The 19,927-nt window shown below is 35.3% G+C and carries 15 protein-coding genes; 2 read left to right on the top strand and 13 right to left on the bottom strand.

Going from position 1 to position 19,927, the window contains the following annotated elements:
- Window positions 1-8: 8 nt before the first annotated feature.
- Window positions 9-464 carry an SsrA-binding protein SmpB gene (smpB, locus tag BLT84_RS15700; RefSeq protein WP_034887939.1) on the bottom strand — a complete coding sequence of 152 codons (456 nt, stop codon included), beginning with the start codon at window positions 462-464 and terminating at the stop codon, window positions 9-11.
- Window positions 465-710: 246 nt separating this feature from the next.
- Here smpB and BLT84_RS15695 point away from each other — a divergent pair, with 246 nt between their 5' ends.
- A complete protein-coding gene (locus tag BLT84_RS15695; RefSeq protein ID WP_091267772.1) occupies window positions 711-1,457 on the top strand; it encodes a DUF6503 family protein in 747 nt (248 codons plus the stop codon).
- 33 nt (window positions 1,458-1,490) lie between these two features.
- Here the strand turns inward: BLT84_RS15695 and BLT84_RS15690 are convergent, their stop codons facing one another.
- The 7 genes from BLT84_RS15690 to BLT84_RS15660 form a co-directional block, all read right to left on the bottom strand.
- Window positions 1,491-1,805, bottom strand: coding sequence for a rhodanese-like domain-containing protein (locus BLT84_RS15690; RefSeq protein ID WP_034887943.1), 315 nt, complete (start codon window positions 1,803-1,805; stop codon window positions 1,491-1,493).
- Window positions 1,806-1,807: 2 nt separating this feature from the next.
- Window positions 1,808-2,092, bottom strand: a complete 285-nt coding sequence (locus BLT84_RS15685) for a rhodanese-like domain-containing protein (RefSeq protein ID WP_091267769.1) — start codon at window positions 2,090-2,092, stop codon at window positions 1,808-1,810.
- A 269-nt stretch (window positions 2,093-2,361) separates the two neighbouring features.
- Window positions 2,362-4,230, bottom strand: coding sequence for a DUF389 domain-containing protein (locus tag BLT84_RS15680; RefSeq protein WP_091267766.1), 1,869 nt, complete (start codon window positions 4,228-4,230; stop codon window positions 2,362-2,364).
- Between the two features lie 161 nt (window positions 4,231-4,391).
- The gene (locus tag BLT84_RS15675) at window positions 4,392-4,805 is read right to left on the bottom strand and encodes a response regulator (RefSeq protein WP_034887949.1); all 414 of its coding nucleotides are present in this window, start codon (window positions 4,803-4,805) and stop codon (window positions 4,392-4,394) included.
- Complete coding sequence (locus BLT84_RS15670; protein WP_091267762.1) at window positions 4,792-7,869, bottom strand: PAS domain S-box protein; 3,078 nt, start codon at window positions 7,867-7,869, stop codon at window positions 4,792-4,794. The genes BLT84_RS15675 and BLT84_RS15670 overlap by 14 nt, the downstream gene beginning before the upstream one ends.
- Before the next feature lie 224 nt (window positions 7,870-8,093).
- Complete coding sequence (lysA, locus tag BLT84_RS15665) at window positions 8,094-9,302, bottom strand: diaminopimelate decarboxylase (protein WP_091267760.1); 1,209 nt, start codon at window positions 9,300-9,302, stop codon at window positions 8,094-8,096.
- Window positions 9,303-9,429: 127 nt separating this feature from the next.
- A complete protein-coding gene (locus BLT84_RS15660) occupies window positions 9,430-10,599 on the bottom strand; it encodes an MFS transporter (RefSeq protein WP_091267756.1) in 1,170 nt (389 codons plus the stop codon).
- A gap of 228 nt (window positions 10,600-10,827) precedes the next feature.
- On the opposite strand from BLT84_RS15660, the gene sucC reads away from it, so the two are divergent.
- Window positions 10,828-12,018 (top strand): ADP-forming succinate--CoA ligase subunit beta, encoded by a 1,191-nt coding sequence (sucC, locus tag BLT84_RS15655; RefSeq protein WP_091267753.1) that lies wholly within the window; start codon window positions 10,828-10,830, stop codon window positions 12,016-12,018.
- 87 nt (window positions 12,019-12,105) lie between these two features.
- On the opposite strand, the gene BLT84_RS15650 is transcribed toward sucC, so the two are convergent.
- The 5 genes from BLT84_RS15650 to BLT84_RS15630 all read right to left on the bottom strand — a co-directional run bounded on the left by BLT84_RS15650 (window position 12,106) and on the right by BLT84_RS15630 (window position 19,575).
- Window positions 12,106-13,032, bottom strand: coding sequence for a type IX secretion system membrane protein PorP/SprF (locus BLT84_RS15650; protein ID WP_231929378.1), 927 nt, complete (start codon window positions 13,030-13,032; stop codon window positions 12,106-12,108).
- 2 nt (window positions 13,033-13,034) lie between these two features.
- The gene (locus tag BLT84_RS15645; protein ID WP_091267749.1) at window positions 13,035-17,123 is read right to left on the bottom strand and encodes a gliding motility-associated C-terminal domain-containing protein; all 4,089 of its coding nucleotides are present in this window, start codon (window positions 17,121-17,123) and stop codon (window positions 13,035-13,037) included.
- Window positions 17,124-17,663: 540 nt separating this feature from the next.
- Window positions 17,664-17,915, bottom strand: coding sequence for a DUF1456 family protein (locus BLT84_RS15640; protein ID WP_034888314.1), 252 nt, complete (start codon window positions 17,913-17,915; stop codon window positions 17,664-17,666).
- Window positions 17,916-17,972: 57 nt separating this feature from the next.
- Entirely contained in the window at window positions 17,973-19,211 is a 1,239-nt protein-coding gene (locus BLT84_RS15635; RefSeq protein ID WP_091267746.1) for an ammonium transporter, read from the bottom strand.
- 25 nt (window positions 19,212-19,236) lie between these two features.
- Complete coding sequence (locus BLT84_RS15630) at window positions 19,237-19,575, bottom strand: P-II family nitrogen regulator (protein ID WP_034887959.1); 339 nt, start codon at window positions 19,573-19,575, stop codon at window positions 19,237-19,239.
- Window positions 19,576-19,927 lie beyond the last annotated feature (352 nt).

Raw genomic sequence — 19,927 nt, 5'->3', positions numbered from 1 at the left:
GTTTAGGCTTAGTTAAAATCTTTTTTAATTCGGTCTAGCCTACGTTTGCTTTCGCGATCTTTAATGGTCTCTCGCTTGTCATATAACTTTTTACCTTTTGCAAGACTTATCTGCATTTTTGCAAGTCCGCGGTCGTTAATAAAGACTTTAAGCGGAATAATCGTTAAACCAGAATTCTTAACCTCTTTTTCGAGTTTTCTTAATTCACGTTTTTGAAGTAACAATTTACGCTCGCTCTTAGGGTTATGATTGAAGTGGGTGGCATGAGAATATTCCTCCACATGCATGTTAATAACAAAGAGTTCGTGATTTTGAAACTCGCAAAAACTTTCTGTAATAGAAGCTTTTCCTAATCTGATAGCTTTTATCTCTGTTCCTGCCAATTTGATTCCTGCAATATATTTATCCAGAAATTCATATTCAAACTTAGCTTTCTTATTCTTTATGTTGATGTTATTCTTCATACCACCACAAAAATAGGAAGCTTTCTATAAATTAGCATCATTATTAAGATTTCGTTCTAATAAATGCTCAGAATATTTTAAAAGAACCTAAGGTAATTCTAAGTGTACCTATAGTTTTGGCTTGATCTTATTTAAATGAATGAAGATGGATGATGAAAGATACATGCGGTAAACGTTCAATGAAGAGCTATCTATATTTAATAGATGTATGTTTTTGTTTATATTTGAAGTTGTTATGATATTCCTATGAAAAACCTACTTTTAGTCCTTTCTTTAGTGTTCTTTATTTCCTCATGTCAAGATAAAAAAGAAGAGATCACTGCTCAAGAGATCATCGATAAAACTATTGAGAAGTCCGGAGGAGCCAATTACAAAAAAGCTACTATCGAGTTCAAATTTAGAGAGCATACTTATAAGAGCGTTAGAAATGGAGGAGAGTATCGCTTAGAGCGTACTACGGTAGATTCTACAGGAACTTTTGTAGATGTGTTGAGCAATACAGGTTTCGAACGTTTAAGGGGAGATTCTTTGGTGAAGGTGCAGGATTCTATGGCGCTAAGAATTGGGAGTAGTGTAAATTCTGTTCATTACTTCGCAAATCTTCCGTACGGCCTTAATGACAGAGCTGTTAATAAACAACTTGCCGGAGAAACTATAATAAAAGGAGAGCCATATTATCAGCTAAAAATTACTTTTCAGCAAGATGGAGGAGGAGAAGATCATCATGATGAATTTATGTATTGGATACATAAAGATAATTTTACGGTAGATTATCTAGCGTATAAATTTCATGGGTCTGAACGCGGAATTAGATTTAGAGTAGTTTACAATCCGCGAGTTATAGAAGGTATTCGTTTTGTGGATTATGAGAATTATAGTGTAGAAGATTTTAATATAGATCTTAGAGACCTTGGTAAGATGTACGAAAATGGGGCGCTAGAATTTGTGTCAAATATTGAAAATGAGAATGTTCAAGTACAAATTAGAAAATGATCTTAGAAGGTAGGTGCTATAGATTTTGTTCTTTTAGAGCTTACTATTTAGCCTTTGCCATCCACCGCCGTTATAAACCTGAGTAAAACCATTTGCTTTTAGCACTCCTTTAGCAGAAGCACTTCGCATTCCGGAAGCGCAACAGGTAATTATAGGTTGTTCCTTATTTTTTAAGGTATTCAACTTTCCTTGTATATGTTCAAGAGGAATGTTTTTGGCACCTTGTACATGCCCTTGATTAAATTCATTAGGACTTCTAACATCTAAAATAAGTGCTCCATTTTTCACCAATTCAGCATAATCTGGTGCAGGAGTAATACCTAATAAGCTTTTAATTCTTTCTAACATAATCAATCGGTTTGTGATAAATAGAAATTTACATCCAGCCACGAGCCGGCATTATAACATTCAATATCATTTTTAGAGATGTATTGCTGAGCTTGTCCGCTTCTATTTCCAGATCTACAGCATAAAATTAAAGGTTTTTCTAATTCTTTAATTTCCTCCATTCTTAAAGGTATTTCATTAAGCGGAATATTTATAGCTCCTACTACACTACCTCCAATAAATTCTGCAGCGGTTCTTACATCTATAATCGTCCCGCAATGATCTTTAATCATTTCTTCTATTTCCATAAACTTAATTTTTACGCGACTGTTTTCAAATCGCTTAAGACAAATTTAAATTTATAGATGCAATTTTTCGGTAACCTTTGTTACAGAGATACTTAGTTGAGGTGTTGTGTATGTTCTAAGATAATATTTCTTGATTAGAAAATTGATTAATTTCAATTTATATCCATTAAAATATTGATAAACAGTATTTTATATCCTTTATTAAATATGCTAAATGCTATCTGAGAGATAATTATACTATTAGCCAAAACAATGTAACTCCTATACTTCTAAAATTCTATTGCGGAAATCACTTCTAACTTAATAGGTTTATTAATCTTTTCTTCGATCTTGGTTTTTATCATTTTCATCTTATTGGCATCTAAAGATTCTGAACTTACCAATTTTACTGAGATCAAAAGCGGTTTCCCTATTCTAACCTTAATATCTTTTAAAATGGCTTCATCTAATTTTATACCTTCTAACTGACTAGTAATTTGTGCTTCGGTTTGTATCCTGTTAAAGGAAAGTGATAGAGGTATCATTACACAAACCAGAATAATAAGTGTATAGATCAATCCCATTCTAGCTCTTCTAAATGGTGCGAATCCTAAAACTAGAAAAGTGATACCTGCAAACATGATGATGCCGGCAAGGTTGGTAAGGTAGAGAAGAAAAGCTCCAGAGAATACTTCCCAATCCAGCCATCCAATCCCAATTCCTGCAACAGCTAATGGTGGAACTAGTGCCACAGCAATTGCCACCCCGGCTAAACTTTTTGCAATACCTTCTTTAGCATGCGCATAAGCTGCTGCAATTCCAGAGGCTACTGCTATTCCCATATCTAAGAGCGTAGGAGAAAGACGTGCATCTATTTCTGATGTAAGAACCTTTAGGGGGATTATTAAACTTACACCTGCGGCAACAAGTAATGCAACAGCAGTTCCAATGAGAATCGTTGAAATTCCAGTTTTTAGCATATTGGTGTCATATCTAACCATTCCCATAGAAAATGAAACTATTGGAGAGATAATAGGTGCAAGGATCATTGCCCCTATAATTACAGGAGAAGAATCTCCGAACAAGCCAAAAGAGGCTATTAATGTGGAGAGCACCATCATTACGATAAATGGGGAGGTAAGCTTAGCATTCTCTCGCAAGACTTTGAAAAGATCTTGAAATTCTTCTGTGGTAGCTCGTGGCCACCATGGCAGTGTTCTTTTTGTAAGCTCCTCGGTTTTTTCTCCCGTTGGCAATTTTTCTATTTTAATACTTTTCTTAGCTTCCTTACCATTTTTATCGTTAATGTAAAGGCTGCTTTGCCTAAGTTTTAAGGTTTGGGGTTCTATATGAACTTCAATCTCTTCGTTTGTTTCCTGCTTACCATCTACTGTATAATCTAAAGATCCACATTTATTTATACATAAATTTGATGTCTTTATTCTGCCAATAAAATCTGGTAACTGATCAAAGGTTTTGGTATTTGGTACCAAACTTCTAAATAAGAACCATATAAGTTCTAAAATGTTCTGAGGAGAAATAATGAGTGCATGAAACATTCCATCGTTCATATAACTATCTTCTATTAATCTTTTTGAAATAATAGAACTAGAGGAACGTTCTACGATCACGATCCCTAAACCAGAAGTATTAATTAATTTTTCTCCATCTACGCTCAAATTAAATCGCCTATGTGATAAATGGGAAAGTTTTCTAATATTCTTTAGAAAATTATAGAATTCTGAAAAAAGGTTGTTGTTATGATCCTTTCTTTTCAAAATAAAGACACTTCCAATATTCACAGATTGAAATACGGGTTTTCCATTACAGAATAACATGTCTAGATTATAACTTTCCTCTAGACCAAAAATATCTTCCAGACTTTGCTTAAGGTCATTTTCTATACCGAGTCCTTTTCCAGTAAAAATAAGTTCGGGGTGGGGGAGTATGGCAACTTGCCAATTTTGCTCTGCTGCTTTAGGTAAAAATTCTGATAGCTCCTGATCTCCTAGGTAGGTAAGAATTACAGACTTTTCTGAATCTTCTATATCTAAAACATTATCATAGGTAAGTAATTGATATTCCTTGTTTTCTAACAAAGGTAAGATCTCAGTTTTAACCTCTTCTAGATCAGTATTTTGATGCAGTATATAAAGCATTGGCTGTTATGGGCTTTTCTTATTGCAATATAAGATAATTTAAAACCGCCAATTTTTCATTTAACCTTACGTTGGGAGGGAAATGCTTTTGTTTACTTGGAATCCTTAAAATTTAATATTAGCACAGCGCTAAAAAATAAATTTCATATTATTAAGAAAAACTAATTCACTTTTTGCTGACTTTCGCTAATCATCAATTCTTTTAAACTTTCCATAGAGATAGGCTTTACAATGTAATTGCTTACATGATCATAAGCTTTAGCTTTTATAACATCGTAAGGATCTACGGATGAAGTTACTATATAAATGGTGATCTCTTTATTAGAAGGGATCTTTACAAATTCATCTAAAAACTCCCAACCATCCATTACAGGCATATTAAGATCTAATAAGATAACATCTGGCATATTCTGTTCCTTATTGGAGATAATAGCTTTTAGGTTACTAATGGCTTCATGACCGTTATGAAAAACAAGAAACCCATTGCAGAAATCTGCAATTTGCATGATCTTTTTGGCGCTAAAAACAAAAATAGGATCATCGTCTATGATGCAGGCAATATCAATTTTTTTCATACTTAAAATATATTTTGAAAGTGGTTCCTTTATCAACGGTGCTTTCTGTTTCTATCTTTCCGCCTAAAGCTTCAACCTGATTCTTAGTGATAAAAAGACCTATCCCTCTGGCATCCTTATTTTTATGGAAGGTTTTATACATCCCAAATAATTTTGACTCATTCTTTTTTAGGTCGATCCCAATACCATTATCTTCTATACTCAAAACAACAAATTCATCTTCTATATATGTACTTAGTTTTATATAACTATCTCTTTCTCGAGAGCTATATTTAACTCCATTGGTAAGGAAATTTAGCAAGATACTATCCATATAAGCGGGTATTCCTAAAACTCTTATGGTAGCATCTACCTCATTAATGATCTTCACATCAATATCTCTAGCGATGGCGCCAATGTTTTTTGAAGATTTATCTATACATTCCTTTAGGTCTATCTTTACAAGATTGTCCTTCATAGAAGTGTTGATGAGAACTACTTCATTAAGGTGAGCAATGGTTTCTTTAAGGTTTTCTGAAGCTACGTTTAGATATTGGATCATTTCATTCTCTTTAGCCTCCGGATTCTCCTGAACGTATAGATCTAATAGCATTTCAAAATTTCCGGAATGAGATCTTAGGTTATGAGAAACAATATGTGCAAAGTTCTTTAAGCGCTCATTTTGATCTTTTGTAACTTCTAATAATGAAATAATTTCTTTCTCTGCATTTTTTAGCTGCGTGATCTCTGTCCCAATTCCTAAATATCCAATGATCTCTTCCTCATCTTTTATAGGAGTTACGGTTAAAAGTACAGGAAATTGAGTGCCGTTCTTTCTAACATAGGTCCATTCTCTGGTATCAAATTGACCTTTATCTGCCAGAGCTGTGAGCGGTTTGATCTCTCTTACATCTATTCCAAGAAGTTTTTCAAGTTCTCTACCTCTTTTTTTGATCTCTTTTTTTAGATGAATTTTTTGAGGGGAACATTTATTTTCCATTTCTTCTCTAGAATATCCCAGTAAATTCTCTGCTCCTTTATTAAAGGAAGTTATTATACCGTTGGTATCTGTAGCAATAATGCTCACTCTAGAACTAGCCTGAAAGATACTTTCTAAATAAGCCAGCGTATTTTGTAGCTTCTGTTGTGTCTTTTTCCTAAGGGTAATATCTGTTATCTGCGAAACAAAATGTAGCGGAGCCCCTGTTTCATCTAAAACTATTGAGACAGAAAGTATTCCGTGAATAGTTTCACCATTCTTATGAATGTAACGTTTTTCTATATGATAGAAATTTCTAATCCCTCTAATTAGTTCTTCCAGACGTTGGAGATCTATTTCCAGATCATCCGGATGCGTGAGATCTTCCAGAGTAGATTCTAGAAGTTCTTCTTCAGTATATCCAAATATGGAGCATAGACTTTTATTCACTTCCACCCATTGTCCTGCAATGTCTACTATTGCCATTCCAATAGCTGCATTTTCAAAGTTACCTCTAAATGTCTGCTCACTAATTCTTAGTCGATCTTCGGCTATTTTTTTTGTAGTAATATCATGCATGGCAACTACAGCACCAAGAACATTTCCATCAATGTCTTTTAAATGCGAGCCATTTACGCTCACGATCTTATAGGTTCCGTCTACTTTTTGAATTATAATTTCTTGATTTTTAACAGAGCCTGTTCTTAAAGATTTTATGAGCGGGATGTTCTCTGTAGCAAGCGGGGTTTCCCCATCTGCTTCAAATAGATTATAATACTCCGGAAATTCGCTTGGATTTATAGGTTCTGCGGGTAAACCATGCCACTCCTGAGTGGCTTTGTTGAAAAGGGTAAGTTTGCCTTGTGTATCGCAACAAACAATTCCAACTTCAATATTATTGAGAACAGCTTCCAATAAAGCTTGTTTTTCTTTTATGGCTTGCTCTGCTGCTTTAATTGGTGTAATGTCTGAAGTGTGCATTAAAATTCCGCCAATCTCATTATTATGATTATACCAAGGGCTTACTTCCCAGCTTAACCAATGCAACTCACCATCAAGGCCTATATAAGAATCTTCCTCTTTTTTTAATGTCTTCCCGCCTAAACATTCCTTATGTATAGCTTTCCATTCATCACTGATGTTAGGAAATATATTGTAATGACATCTTCCAATAATTTCGATCTCATCTATGCCGTAACCAATCTTCCAACGCTGTGAAGCCGCAAGATATCTCATGTTATTATCAAACATGGCGATCTCACTTGGAGCCTTATCTATAAATAATTTATTTCGTTCGAATTCTTTTTTTCGCTGAGTAATCTCTTCATGAAAACCTGTCATCCACTCAGCTTTTCCATCTGGAGTATAACTTACAACTTTACCCTTATCCAGCACCCAGATCCACGAGCCATTTTTATGTCTCATTCTAGCTTCGCTCTCGTAGACATCGTTTTTTCCTGAAATGTGGTCATCTAACAATTTAGCACATCTTTCTGTATCGTCTGGATGACAGAATCTATTCCAAATGTCTGGAGTAATGGGTTGAAGTTCTTCTAAAGAGTATCCTAGAATTTTAGCCCATTGCTCATTAAAAATTACTTCGTGAGTTTGTAGGTTCCATTCCCAGGCTCCAATTCCGGTACCTTCAATTATTTGTTCGTAATGTTTTATTTTTTTGGCAAGATCGTCATTGGAGGTAATGTTCTTTAAGCCTATCAATTGGCGTATAGGTTCATTTTTGTCATTATAAACTAGATATTGCGCAGCTTTAAATGTAAGAACCTTTCCAGATTTATGATGATACTCTTTAAACTCATCAAACTCCTGAAGATCAAAACTAATAGTGGTTAGGTTTTCTGAATACTCTGCTTTAGAATCTATTCTTAAGAGCCTAGAGCTTTTGTATAACTCCTTAGAGCTCTTTAATTTTGAAACCTCTTTCTTTAAATAACCAAGGCTATTCCAGAACTTCATATCCTGCCATTCATGATCTTCATTTATAAGATCACGAAATATGATTCCATCTAACCCGGATTCTTGAATAAAGTCAAATATTCTGATATCCTTTTGAATTAGTGCATGTAATTCTTCCTTAAGATAAGTCATTAGTAGGGTTTCATATTGAGGACACTTTTACTAATATATATAATGATTTTATAAAAACCTTCAATTAAAAAGCAATTATTTTGCATCATGCTGAAAGTGAGCGATTAAATGATGCTATTTTTTAATGCTAATTTCTCTGAAGGAGTTCTTATAAGATCATATACGACATAATAAGACTTTTGGATGATACCAAAGGTCTATAAGTAAGGTTTTAAGTACCAATGCTAAGAAATATCTACCATGATCTGATGTTGAATAAGATCATCAAAAGTTTCTCGTTTTCTAATTAAATGCGCTTTTCCATCATTCCAAAGCACTTCTGCAGGTCTATAGCGTGAGTTAAAATTACTCGCCATAGAGTAGCAATAGGCTCCGGCATTACTAAAAGCCAAGATATCTTCTTCTTTAATTTCGGAAATTCTTCGGTTGTTTGCAAAAGTATCGGTCTCACATATGTAACCCACTACTGTGTAAAAACGCTCTTTACCCTCCGGATTAGAAATATTATGAATTTCATGATGAGACCCGTAGAACATAGGTCTAATTAAATGATTAAAACCGGTATCTATTCCTGTAAAGATGGTAGAGGTAGTTTGTTTAATAACGTTTACACGTGCTAAGAATTTCCCGGATTCACTTACCAGAAATTTTCCAGGTTCAAACACTAACCTTAGTTGTTTGCCATATTCTTTACAGAAGGTTTCGAATCTTTGGGTAAGCTTTTCACCTAATTCTTCAATATCTGTTTCTATATCTCCTGGCTTATAAGGCACTTTAAAGCCGCTTCCAAAATCTATAAAATCAAGATGTTTAAAATTCTTGGCTGCTTCAAAAAGAATTTCTGAAGCATAGATAAATACACCAATATCTAGAATATCACTTCCGGTATGCATATGAATACCATTAATATTCATCCCTGTATTTTCTACAATTCTTAGTAAATGAGGCATTTGGTGAATGGAAATTCCAAATTTAGAATCTATATGACCTACCGAGATATTAGAGTTTCCACCAGCCATAACATGCGGATTTATTCTAATGCAAACCGGAACTTTTGGATGCTTAGTTCCAAACTGTTCTAATATAGACAGGTTGTCTATATTTATTTGAACACCCATTTGTGCTACCTGTTCAATTTCTTCTAAAGAAACTCCATTTGGAGTGTATATAATGCTAGAAGCATCTGCACCAGCCTTTAGCGAAAGTCTTACTTCCTGAATAGATACAGTATCTAAGCCGCCGCCTAAGGAATTTATCAGTTTTAAGATGGAGAGATTAGATAACGCTTTTACTGCATAATTAATTTGAAGATCATCAACGTTACTAAAAGCATTTTTTAATCTGTTGTATTGAAATCTTATCTTTTCGGCGTCATATACGTAAACCGGTGTACCAAATTCATCTGCTATAGCAAGTAAGTCTTGATTTGTCATTTAAAGTAGAATTTTACGTTGCAAAATTAACCCACAATTTTAATTATATATAAGTAATATCCAAATATTACACATTAAAGATATCTGTTATATTTATTGGAGGATGTATAAATAGAGCTAATTGCGATTAAACTTCTACAGCTAGTGAAGGTTTTCTTTTTCGTATAAAAATAACTCCCAGCGCTATTAGCACTCCCGTTCCCGCCATTGCTGCACCTACCAAAGTTGCAGATGTAAAGCCATACCCCGCGGCAATTGGCAATCCGGCAAGATAAGCTCCCGAAGCATTCCCCATATTAAAAGCACTCTGGTTTAAGGAAGAACCTAACATTTCAGAACCTTTGGAAGAATTGATAACAGCCATCTGAATAGGAGTGGAGATACAGAAAGCTACCATACCAATAAGAAACGTCATAATTAGGATAATAATAGGATCATGTGCTAAATATGTATTCGCAACCAATAATATTACCATTACTATAAGGGTGAGAATTACAGCGTAAATAGGGCTAAACTTCTCTGCTAATTTCGCCCCAATTAGATTTCCTACTACCATTCCTGTTCCCGCTAAGATCATTGCATAACTCACTACACTCTCATCATGCCCGGCAACATCGGTAATTAAAGGAGCGATGTAACTGTACCACGCAAAAAATCCTCCTGTACCAACGGTGGTGAGTAAGATTACCATCCAAAGTTCCAATTTCTTAAGCACTTTCATATCTTTTTTAAATCCGTCTGGAGAAGATTTATCGAGTTTGGGCATCCAAAATCTAATGCTTAACATGGCTAAGATTCCTATTACACCTACCATTAAAAATGAGATGCTCCAGCTGTAATGGTGCCCTAGATAAGTACCTAAAGGCACGCCTAGTACATTTGCTAAGGTTAGACCGGTGAACATGGTGGCTATTGCTTTGGCAGATTTTCCGGGTTTAGCTAATTTTCCTGCTACCACAGCGCCAATTCCAAAAAAGGCACCATGTGGAAGCCCAGACAAAAATCTAGAGATCATTAGTAGTTCATAGCTATTTGCAAAAGCAGATAAGGTATTAAAAACAGTGAACCATAACATGAGCAGTAATAAGACCTTGTGTGCAGGCCATTTTCCTCCAATGGCTGTAAGTAGGGGGGCTCCTACCACTACACCTAAGGCGTAGGCAGATATGAAATGACCGGCTTGAGGAATTGTAATATTTAATACACTTGCAACATCAGGTAAGATTCCCATGATCACAAACTCGGTCATCCCTATTCCAAATCCTCCTATTGCCAGTGCTATTAACGCTTTATTCATCTCGAAAAAATTAAGGGGCAAAAATAATGTAGATTAATAATCTAACGTAAGATTTTAATGGGAAAAAGCGATATCGATTTAGTGATTTTGAAGTCAATAATAGCCGCAGAATCGGTGCTTTTACAAAGTTTTCAGGAGAAGGATGTTATAACCCAAAAAAGATTGGTACAATACTTTTACATTTGTTACTTTTGCGTTCCATAATTAATACTGAAGAAAAAGCAGATTATGAACATACACGAGTATCAAGGAAAAGAAATTTTAAGCAGCTTTGGCGTGCGCATACAGCGTGGTATTGTTGCTCATAATGCAAAAGAAGCAGTTGATGCTGCCAAAGAACTTACAGAGCAAACCGGTACTGGTTGGCATGTAATCAAAGCTCAGGTTCACGCAGGTGGACGTGGAAAAGGTGGTGGGGTAAAACTTGCTAAGAACCTTAAAGAGGTTGAAGAAATTGCAGGACAAATTATCGGGATGAACTTGGTAACTCCTCAAACTTCTGCTGAAGGTAAAAAAGTACATCAGGTATTAGTTGCAGAAGATGTTTACTATCCTGGAGACAGTGAGCCGGAAGAATATTATATGTCTGTTCTTTTAAACAGAGGTACAGGAAAAAATATGGTGATGTATTCTACAGAAGGTGGAATGGATATAGAGACCGTTGCAGAAAATACTCCAGAATTGATCTTTACAGAAGAAATTGATCCTGCCGTAGGTTTAATGCCTTTCCAAGCTAGAAGAATTGCTTTTAACTTGGGATTGAGTGGTGTTGCATTTAAAGAAATGACAAAATTCGTAATGGCACTTTACACTGCATATGAAAAGTCTGATTCTTCTTTGTTTGAGATCAACCCGGTTTTAAAAACAAGTGATGATAAGATCCTTGCAGTAGATGCAAAGGTATCTTTAGATGATAATGCACTTTTCCGTCATAAGGATTATGCTGAGATGCGTGATATTCGTGAGGAAAATCCTGTAGAAGTTGAAGCTAAAAAAGTTGGACTTAACTACGTAGATCTAGACGGGAACGTTGGATGTATGGTAAATGGGGCAGGACTTGCAATGGCTACTATGGATCTTATTAAGCAAGCAGGTGGTGAGCCAGCTAACTTTTTAGATGTTGGTGGTACTGCAGATGCAAAAAGAGTGGAAGAAGCTTTCCGTTTGATCTTAAAAGATGAAAACGTAAAAGCAATTCTTATCAATATCTTTGGTGGTATTGTACGTTGTGATCGTGTTGCTCAAGGTGTAGTAGACGCTTACAAGAATATGGGGAACATTAATGTGCCTATTATTGTTCGTTTACAGGGAACCAATGCAGATATTGCAAAAGAATTAATAGACAACAGTGGATTGGATGTACAAAGTGCTACAGAATTCCAAGAAGCTGCAGATAAAGTTCAGGCGGTTTTAGCTTAAGCTTTTTCGCAACATTATAGAATTTAAAAAGTCCCAAGATCTCTCTTGGGACTTTTTTCTTTTGGATAGGGCAAAAGAATCGGGGGGCTAAAAAATGTTTAATACACCTGGTCTTGAACTTTTTGATCCAAACCTATATTTTAGAATAAGCTCATGAGAGCCATCATTATATTTACCAAATTCTTGCAAGCTTAGATCATAAGCATATCCCACCTGAAAGTGGGAAAGGAATTGAAAACCTATAGTTGCATTTAAAGCTTCATCATATCGATATCCAATACCGAAATTGAATTTCTGATTGTACATAAAATTTCCGGTAACAGTTAGAGTGATAGGATTTCCATTTACCACGGTAGCGAGTATACTTGGAACAAAATCAAAATTCTGATTAAGGTTAAGTAAATATCCTGTTTGGAAGTTATACTGAAGTTTGTTCGCAATTACATTGCTTATTTCTTCATCATAAAAATCCTGTTTAAAGAAGTTGGGTACAGAAAGTCCTGCGTACCATCTATAGGTATGATACATAATTCCTGCTCCTGTTCTAAAATAGGTTTTATTATCTATATTGTTTCGAGCAAGATCTCCTTCATTCTCAAAATTTCCCTTAGTAAAGTCAACATCTAATAGGGTAATACCTAAGTTAATTCCAAAATCTAGATTACTTTTTTCAGAAAGTCTAATAGAATATGAATACAGCCCATCTACAGAACTATAGGAGCTAGGCCCAATTTCATCGTGAAGAATATTAAAGCCTACTCCCATCTTATTATTATTAATAGGTATTCCAATAGATAGTAATTGTGTTTCCGGAGCTCCTTCTATACCCTGCCACTGAGATCTAATGATCCCAGTAATAGTGGTATTTTCTAATGAACTAACCGAAGCAGGGTTCACATTTTGAAGGTTGTAGAAATAGTTTGAAAATTTTGCTTCTATCTGTGCTTGGGCTGCTATAAATGGCATCGTAGATAGGCAGCTTATTAGCAGCGCTTTTATATATATATGTTTCATAATTATCTTATTATTTGAATCCAACCTTTAACTTCTGGAGAACCATTCCCTAGATCTAGAACATAGAAGTAGGTTCCATTTGGAGCTGAATTTTCAGATCCTATGCTAAGGTTTCCATTTGCTTCACCTCTCCATTCATTTCTATAACCGCGCCTTTTATAAATAAGATTTCCATCTCTATTAAATATTTGTAAGAGATTATTTGGATAATTCTCGATGCAGTTAATTTTGAATGACTCATTCATTCCATCATTATTTGGTGAAAATTGATTGTAAACTGTTAAACAATTCGGGAATAATTCTATCGCACTAACATTGTTCTCTGGGGAATCATCCCTAGGAGAAACTTGCTCGATCATTACTTGATTGACATATATACCTATATCAAGAACTTTCGCTTTTATAATTAGTTCTGCTTTAGAATTAGCTGCTAATTCTGAAATTCGCCATTCTTTTAAAGCAAGATTAAAAATTCCTTTTGTTGAACTAGCACTTATTAATTCGAGTCCATTTTCTAAAATTTCTTTTACAATGAGATCCTTAGCAACATCATTTCCATCATTTTGAACTGTAATTGTAAATTCTACTATAGTTCCAATGGTAGGAGTGGTGGTGTTAACGCTAATTGTTATAGCTACAGAAGATCTTTCTGTACAAAGATCTCCTTCAGCGTTTGGATCGCATGGGTCTAGCGGATCGGTATTATTAGCTACTTCATCTCCATCGTTAATTCCATCGTCATCAGTATCTGCATCTTCAGGATCTGTTCCCAGAGTATCTTCATCTGTATCATCAAGGCCATCCCCATCTGTATCTATATTGCATTGCTCTCCTGTAGAATTTGGATCACAAGGGTCTAAAGGATTGCTTCCGTTCATAAATTCTTCGCCATCACCAATTCCATCATTATCAGTGTCGGAATCGTTCGGATCTGTACCTAATGTATCTTCTTCCGCATTAGAAAGACCATCCTCTTCTGGATCACATTCTGGTCTGGTACTATCAGGATCACATGAGTTGAGCGGATCGGTATTATTAGCTACTTCATCTCCGTCGTTAATTCCATCATCATCAGTATCAGGATCATTGGGATCTGTTCCTATAACATTTTCCTTGGAATCATTAAGACCATCTCCATCGGTATCCACTTGACATTCAGCTCCGGAAGAATTTGGATCACAAGAATTCAGCGGATCGGTATTGTTATCCACCTCATCACCGTCGTTAATTCCATCGTCATCGGTATCAGGATCGTTAGGATCGGTACCTAGATCTGCTTCTTGCTGATTTGAAAGTCCATCATTATCTGGATCACATTCTGGTCTGGTGCTATCAGGATCACAAGAATTGAGCGGATCGGTATTATTAGCTACTTCATCTCCGTCGTTAATTCCATCGTCATCAGTATCTGCATCTTCAGGATCTGTTCCCAGAGTATCTTCATCTGTATCATCAAGGCCATCCCCATCTGTATCTATATTGCATTGCTCTCCTGTAGAATTTGGATCACAAGGATCTAAAGGATTGCTTCCGTTCATAAATTCTTCGCCATCACCAATTCCATCATTATCAGTGTCGGGATCGTTCGGATCTGTACCTAATGTATCTTCTTCCGCATTAGAAAGACCATCCTCATCTGGATCACATTCTGGTCTGGTACTATCAGGATCACATGAGTTGAGCGGATCGGTATTATTAGCTACTTCATCTCCGTCGTTAATTCCATCATCATCAGTATCAGGATCATTAGGATCTGTTCCTATAACATTTTCCTTGGAATCATTAAGACCATCTCCATCGGTATCCACTTGACATTCAGCTCCGGAAGAATTTGGATCACAAGGGTCTAAAGGATCGGTATTATTAGCTACTTCATCTCCGTCGTTAATTCCATCATCATCAGTATCAGGATCATTTGGATCTGTTCCTAGATCTGCTTCTTGCTGATTTGAAAGTCCATCATTATCCGGATCACATTCTGGTCTGGTGCTATCAGGATCACAAGAATTGAGCGGATCGGTATTATTAGCTACTTCATCTCCGTCGTTAATTCCATCATCATCAGTATCAGGATCATTGGGATCTGTTCCTATAACATCTTCTCGGGTATCTGTTAATCCATCTCCATCGGTATCCACTTGACATTCAGCTCCGGAAGAATTTGGATCACAAGGGTCTAAAGGATCGGTATTGTTATCCACCTCATCTCCGTCGTTAATTCCATCATCATCAGTATCAGGATCATTAGGATCTGTTCCTAGATCTGCTTCTTGCTGATTTGAAAGTCCGTCATCGTCCGGATCACATTCTGGTCTGGTACTATCAGGATCACAAGAATTGAGCGGATCGGTATTATTAGCTACTTCATCTCCGTCATTTATTCCATCGTCATCAGTATCAGGATCATTAGGATCTGTTCCCAGATCTGCTTCTTGCTGATTTGAAAGTCCGTCATCGTCAGGATCACATTCTGGTCTGGTGCTATCAGGATCACAAGAGTTGAGTGGATCGGTATTATTAGCTACTTCATCTCCGTCATTAATTCCATCATTATCAGTATCAGGATCATTAGGATCGGTACCTAGATCTGCTTCTTGCTCATTGGTAAGTCCGTCATCGTCAGGATCACATTCTGGTCTGGTGCTATCAGGATCACAAGAGTTGAGTGGATCGGTATTATTAGCTACTTCATCTCCGTCGTTAATTCCATCGTCATCGGTATCAGGATCATTAGGATCTGTACCTATAATATCTTCTCGGGTATCTGTTAATCCATCTCCATCGGTATCCACTTGACATTCAGCTCCGGAAGAGTTTGGGTCACAAGGGTCTAAAGGATCGGTATTGTTATCCACCTCATCTCCGTCGTTTACTCCATCATCATCAGTATCAGGATCATTAGGATCTGTTCCTAGATCTGCTTCTTCTGAATTTGTTAAACCATCATTATCCGGATCTTGATCTGCTTCACATTGTGAGGTTAAAATGGTCACTTCATGAACATCAAAGGATTGCTCTAAGCTTACATTCAATAAATTTAATAGCTTTATTTCAATTTTATCGAATGCCAAATTTGGAGCTATGTTTACACGAATGATCTTTTCAGATTTTAGTTCTGTAAGTAATTCCAAGTTTAATAAAGAGGATAAGCCTACAGAATATACCTGAGAATTATTTTGATATAAAAGCACGTCAATATTGTCAAATAATTTCAGGTCTACCAGTGCACCATCCATCTTAAAAGCAAGAGAAACTTTATCTGTAGAAGCAGAGCTGCTCTGTAAATAGAATAATTGAGATACGCTCGCGGCAACTCCTAAAGTTCCATTGCTAATTTCAGAGAAGGTATTGATGTTATTATCTATAGCAAACTGTGGATTACTAACACCAGCACCCCCTAAATCCAATACCTCTACAGATATTCCGGAGGCATCACTAGAGGTGTAAGAAGGAGAGTAACATTCTGTTGGGGTATCTCCACCATAAAAAGCCTTATATACTTTGGAGGAATTCTTAGTATTAAGACCTAAAGCGGCTGAGGTTTCATCTCTTATTTCAATCCTATTGTAGTTGCTTGAAGGAACAATTGCGACATAGGTATTTGAATTTGCATCTGTAACCACTCGAAATCTATCTGAGATGTCGCCAAATTGGCTACTGGCAGAAAAAACTTGGTTGCTATTGTTACTAGCATTTACTTCTAAATAATGGTCGCCAAAGAGCACATTATCTACAATATCTGCAAGTCTAGAGCCTAAAGTTCCTTGAAGTAAGAAATTAAATAGATCTTGGTCAAAATCAATTTGAACAAATGATACGGTGTTAGGATCTAAAAATGTTGGATATTGTAATTCCAATATTCCCGATTCTCTTCCCGCATTCAAAATAATCCCGGAATTGGAATTGAGAGTAGCAAAACTATCGTTATCTAATAGCGCATTGTTTGCATTATCCACATTATCTTGATAATGAATAGATGTAGCTAAATTCTTACTTTGTGCATTAGTGTTGTCTAAATCACCAAATACAATAAATACAAAAATTAAGAAAAACGCATAACGAAATCTGAGAGTAGGTAATTCTTTAACCATAAGCTATATTATTAAATTAATATTCGCAAATGCTTAATAACCAACAGTTGTTAAACTGATGTAGGGCTAAGAATTATTAAATTGATTGATCTGTTTGGTTAGATTAAAGCTAAAAAATCTTATTGAATTAATCAACTACTAAGTCTATCATATGTCAATTATCGATAGTATTAGCTCTTGAACAAATTAAAATATAATGTTAAATAATTTGATCATTAGAATTATTGAATCTTTACAAAAAGCTTAATGTTGTTGATAATTTCGAAAAAAAAGTTTATTTAATTTTTTCATCTAAATCAGTCAAAATTTACCAGCGTTAATATTATGTTAAAGCTGTATTTAATTAAAATTCTGATCTGTTTTTAAGTGGAATTTTCCAAAAATTGAACCTTATTTTATATTGAAGAATTAATATTTATGCGGATAATGATCATTTGAAAAGGTATTCTAGGTAAGAATTTAATTTTTAATTAGAGGGGTAAATTAAAAAAGCATCCTATCTTATTAGAAAGGATGCTTAAATTGTATAAAATGTTTACGTTATTTTTCTTCTGCCGGCTTTTTCTTAGGCATTGGTCCACGCATATGAATGACCAATCCATTTAAAAAATTTCTAAGAAATTGATCTCCACACTCTACATATTTTGGATGATCCTCATTTCTAAAGATCGCGCCTAATTCACTTTTGGTAACTTTAAAGTCTACAAGACCACAAATAGCTACTATATCGTCATCACGCAATTTTAGCGCCACACGAAGTTTCTTGAAAATATCATTGTTTGTTAAACCCATAGACACAAAAATAGACATTATAATGTTTTACGCATAAAATTTGCCTTATAAATAGTGCTAATGCTCATTAGATCTAAAATCTGGATAAGCGTTCATTCCATGCTCATGTTGGTCTAGACCTTCCATTTCTTCTTTTTCCGAAACTCGCAAGCCACTAGTTCTCTTAATAATGTAAAGAATAAAATATGATGTGGAGAGGCAAAAAATCGCGATGATGGCTATTCCTTCTATCTGAATTATAAATTGTGCTATGCCCGCCATTTTACCGAAAATTCCTACGGCTAATGTCCCCCAGATACCACATATTAAATGAACAGCAATAGCACCTACAGGATCATCTAGTTTTAATCTATCTACCAGAGAAACTCCAAACACAATAATGATCCCTGCGAGTATACCTATTATAACAGCATCATTGGGAGACATTTGGTCTGCTCCTGCAGTAATACCTACCAATCCTCCTAGTATTCCGTTCAAGAACATCGTAATATCATAATTCTTGTATCGAAGGGTAGAGAAAAGAAAGCAAGATATTCCACCGGCTGCAGCGGCTAAAGAAGTAGTTACTAAAACCAAGGAGGTTGCTCCAGGTTCAGCAGATAGTACAGAGCCTCCGTTAAATCCAAACCATCCCAACCAAAGTATGAGCACCCCTGCAGCTGCTAAGGGCAAATTATGACCCGGAATAGGTTTAGGATTTTTATTTTCGTCAAATTTTCCAATTCTAGGTCCCAATAAATAGACGGCTACCAAGGCTGCCCAACCTCCAACAGAATGAACTAGGGTAGAGCCGGCAAAATCATAAAAACCAAGCGCATCCAGAAATCCACCTCCCCATTTCCAAGAACCAACAATTGGGTATATTAGACCTACATAAATAATAGTAAATATCATAAAACCTCCAATCTTTATACGTTCTGCAACTGCCCCAGATACTATTGTTGCAGCGGTTGCAGCAAACATCCCTTGAAAAAGAAAATCTGTATAATACGTATAACCACCATTAGCATAAGTTATAGATAATCCGTTTTCTGGAATAGTAAGTCCAAATCCTGCAAATTTTATAATACCTGTAGAATTTTCACCAAAGCCCGGATACATTAAATTAAAACCTCCTATATAATACATTAGGAGTCCGGCGCAAATAATAAATAGATTCTTGAAAAGTATATTAATTGTATTTTTTTGTCTGGTAAGTCCTATCTCTAAAAATGAAAACCCCAGATGCATAAAAAATACCAACCCGGTGCAGATCATCATCCAAACATTGTTCGCAGTAAATAAAGCTGTCTCCATAGAATTTTGAACTTCGTAGTGTATATTAATAAAGAGTATCCGTGCCTTTCTCGCCGGTTCTTATTCTATAAGCTTCCATGATCTGGGATACAAAAATTTTTCCATCTCCAACTTCACCAGTTTTGCCTGCAGAAATAATTGCATTAATAGTATCATCTTCAAATTTATCTTCAACCACTATGGATAGATATCTTCTCTGAATGTCACTTGTGCTATAAGATACCCCGCGATAAACACTCCCTATTTTCTCATTTCCAACACCGGTAACATCCCAGTAAGAGAAAAAGTTAATTCCTTTTTGATGCAAGGCTTTTTTAACAGCAGAAAATCTTGACTTTCTAATGATTGCTTCTATTTTTTTCATGGAAATCTATTTTGAAATTGTTTCGAATCAGAATAAAATTATAAGTACTCACACATTGACTAAAATATAAATAATATCAATACACCCCCTTATTTTGAGGGGCTACGGATTAAAAATGTATATATATTAATTTTTAGTAGTTAAAATTAAGGGGTATGTATTATTATTCATTAAAAATCTTTTTATTTAAGGTATTCATATTATTTCTGAATTTTGTCTGACCTGAGAGTTCTATTTATTGATGGTTTTAAGCGCGTAAATATTAAAATCTGATCTATTGGAGTGAAAAAGAGATCACTTAATCTGCCTAAGTGCAAATTTTAAAATTGTTCTAACTACCAAAAAAAACCTG

The sequence above is a fragment of the Gillisia sp. Hel1_33_143 genome, assembly GCF_900104765.1.
GTDB lineage: Bacteria > Bacteroidota > Bacteroidia > Flavobacteriales > Flavobacteriaceae > Gillisia.
This window is presented reverse-complemented; position numbering and strand designations above follow the sequence as displayed.

What these genes read in the sequence shown, in the direction of transcription:
- BLT84_RS15645 (WP_091267749.1), bottom strand. Translation starts at nt 17,123, where the DNA reads ATGGTTAAAGAATTACCTACTCTCAGATTTCGTTATGCGTTTTTCTTA.
- BLT84_RS15680 (WP_091267766.1), bottom strand. Translation starts at nt 4,230, where the DNA reads ATGCTTTATATACTGCATCAAAATACTGATCTAGAAGAGGTTAAAACT.
- BLT84_RS15670 (WP_091267762.1), bottom strand. Translation starts at nt 7,869, where the DNA reads ATGACTTATCTTAAGGAAGAATTACATGCACTAATTCAAAAGGATATC.
- sucC (WP_091267753.1), top strand. Translation starts at nt 10,828, where the DNA reads ATGAACATACACGAGTATCAAGGAAAAGAAATTTTAAGCAGCTTTGGC.
- BLT84_RS15635 (WP_091267746.1), bottom strand. Translation starts at nt 19,211, where the DNA reads ATGGAGACAGCTTTATTTACTGCGAACAATGTTTGGATGATGATCTGC.
- smpB (WP_034887939.1), bottom strand. Translation starts at nt 464, where the DNA reads ATGAAGAATAACATCAACATAAAGAATAAGAAAGCTAAGTTTGAATAT.
- BLT84_RS15685 (WP_091267769.1), bottom strand. Translation starts at nt 2,092, where the DNA reads ATGGAAATAGAAGAAATGATTAAAGATCATTGCGGGACGATTATAGAT.
- BLT84_RS15695 (WP_091267772.1), top strand. Translation starts at nt 711, where the DNA reads ATGAAAAACCTACTTTTAGTCCTTTCTTTAGTGTTCTTTATTTCCTCA.
- BLT84_RS15650 (WP_231929378.1), bottom strand. Translation starts at nt 13,032, where the DNA reads ATGAAACATATATATATAAAAGCGCTGCTAATAAGCTGCCTATCTACG.
- BLT84_RS15690 (WP_034887943.1), bottom strand. Translation starts at nt 1,805, where the DNA reads ATGTTAGAAAGAATTAAAAGCTTATTAGGTATTACTCCTGCACCAGAT.
- BLT84_RS15640 (WP_034888314.1), bottom strand. Translation starts at nt 17,915, where the DNA reads ATGGGTTTAACAAACAATGATATTTTCAAGAAACTTCGTGTGGCGCTA.
- BLT84_RS15660 (WP_091267756.1), bottom strand. Translation starts at nt 10,599, where the DNA reads ATGAATAAAGCGTTAATAGCACTGGCAATAGGAGGATTTGGAATAGGG.
- lysA (WP_091267760.1), bottom strand. Translation starts at nt 9,302, where the DNA reads ATGACAAATCAAGACTTACTTGCTATAGCAGATGAATTTGGTACACCG.
- BLT84_RS15630 (WP_034887959.1), bottom strand. Translation starts at nt 19,575, where the DNA reads ATGAAAAAAATAGAAGCAATCATTAGAAAGTCAAGATTTTCTGCTGTT.
- BLT84_RS15675 (WP_034887949.1), bottom strand. Translation starts at nt 4,805, where the DNA reads ATGAAAAAAATTGATATTGCCTGCATCATAGACGATGATCCTATTTTT.